This is a genomic window from Sulfurimonas sp. (assembly GCF_019429335.1).
Classification (GTDB): domain Bacteria; phylum Campylobacterota; class Campylobacteria; order Campylobacterales; family Sulfurimonadaceae; genus Sulfurimonas.
On the sequence record NZ_JAHYJB010000070.1, the window covers coordinates 1 to 1,836 of the forward strand.

The 1,836-nt window shown below is 36.5% G+C and carries 2 protein-coding genes and 1 pseudogene; all 3 read left to right on the top strand.

Annotated features, from left to right (window positions below):
* Positions 1-177: 177 nt before the first annotated feature.
* The gene (gene lpxC / locus K0A91_RS10935) at positions 178-1,062 is read left to right on the top strand and encodes a UDP-3-O-acyl-N-acetylglucosamine deacetylase (RefSeq protein ID WP_295010254.1); all 885 of its coding nucleotides are present in this window, start codon (positions 178-180) and stop codon (positions 1,060-1,062) included.
* Positions 1,055-1,516: a hypothetical protein gene (locus K0A91_RS10940; protein ID WP_295010252.1), complete on the top strand. Its 462-nt coding sequence runs from the start codon at positions 1,055-1,057 to the stop codon at positions 1,514-1,516. Before lpxC ends, K0A91_RS10940 begins: the two co-directional genes overlap by 8 nt.
* A 7-nt stretch (positions 1,517-1,523) precedes the next feature.
* A pseudogene (locus K0A91_RS10945) lies at positions 1,524-1,836 on the top strand (homoserine kinase); the annotation flags it as partial.

Here is a 1,836-nt window from a genome sequence, read left to right on the forward strand (position 1 = left end):
TCCGGCCGAGTGGATGGATAATGAGTGGATGAGGTTAAACATAACAAATGTAATCAAGAGCGCGAAAAATATCATAGACAATAAAATATAGTTTTTTTGCTCTTTGGGATATTTTTTGCTTGCAAATAACAGCTTTAACAGCTAAAATTATATTAAATTTTAATGGCGGTAACAAAAATGTATCAAACAACTATAAAAAAAAGTGTTGAATTAGTTGGAATAGGTCTTCATAAAGGTTCTGCCGTTAAATTAAGACTTGAACCTTTGGAGTCAAACAGCGGCTTGATCTTTTATAGAAGCGATGTTGATGTTTCAATTCCGCTTATTCCTGATAATGTGGTTGATACGAAAATGGCTACGGTTATCGGCAAAGACGGTTATATCATCTCGACGATTGAGCATATGCTCTCAGCAATCTATGCCTATGGAATTGATAACCTAAGAATTATTGTAGATGCTGATGAAGTGCCTGTAATGGACGGAAGCAGTGCGAGTTTTTGCATGCTTTTGGATGAAGCGGGCATAGTGCAGCTGGACGTGCCAAAAAAAATAATGCGTATAAAAAAAGAGATAATCGTGCAAGAGGGCGACAAATATGTCAAGCTCTCTCCATCAACAGATCTCAAATACGGATTTACGATTAAATTCCCCCATCCTGTAATTCAGCAACAAGAGTATGTGCTAAATTTTACAAAACAGAGCTATAAGGATGAAATTTCGCGTGCAAGAACCTTTGGATTTTTACATGAAGTGCAGTATCTTCGCTCAAAAGGTCTAGCTCTGGGTGGTTCACTTGATAATGCAATCGTTTTGGACGACAAAAAAGTGTTAAACCCCGAGGGGCTTAGATTTCCGGATGAGTTTGTAAGACATAAAATACTTGACGCTATTGGCGATATGGCGCTTATAGGGATGAATTTTGTGGGAAATTATGAAGCAATGGCTGGAAGTCACGACTTAAATCATAAGCTTACCCTTGAACTTTTAAAAGATGCTCAAAATTACGAAGTTATAGAGCTTGTTGACGAGAAGACAAAAGAGCTTGAAAAAGCGTATGCATAAAGAGGTTGATTTAGTTTTTATAACTTTGTCATCTCCTGTTTTAGTTGGAGTATATGAAGATAATATACTAATAGAGAGCATCTCGAGCAGTGAGAAGAGCTCTGATGTTTTACCAAAAATATTTGATGAGCTCTCACGTAAGTACGAGATAAAAAAACTCTTCTATGCCAACGGCCCCGGCAGTTTTATGGCAATAAAAATTGCATATATATTTTTAAAATCAATAAGTATTTTAAAAAATATACCACTTTTTGCAACAGACGCATTCTATTTTAATAAAAATCAACCAATCAAAGCGATTGGAAAGCTATTTTTTGTTAAAATTTCATCAGAAATAAAAACTCAAAAACTAGAAATAGCATCAGAGGTTTGCTTTATGCTTCCGGATGTGCTTGAGTATAGCGAGTTTAGCACAGCTGTTGCGCCTCTGTATGGAATCGGAGCGGTTGGATAGGAATAAAGTGACAGTAAGTGTGCCGGCAACTAGTGCAAACCTTGGACCCGGGTTTGATTCTTTAGGTTTAGCAGTTGATTTACGCAACGTGGTTGAATTTCATCCTTCAAAGTTCTTTAGTGTAAGTATTAAGGGCGAGGGCGAGAATAACCCAAAGCTAAAGGGAAACAATCTATTTATCAGTATTTTTAATGAACACTATAATAGATTGACCAAAAAAAGGCAGAATTTCAAATTCAACTTTTATAATGAGATTCCAATGTCAAGAGGTCTTGGAAGCTCATCAGCCGTAATCGTAAGCGCAATTGCAAGTGCTCATG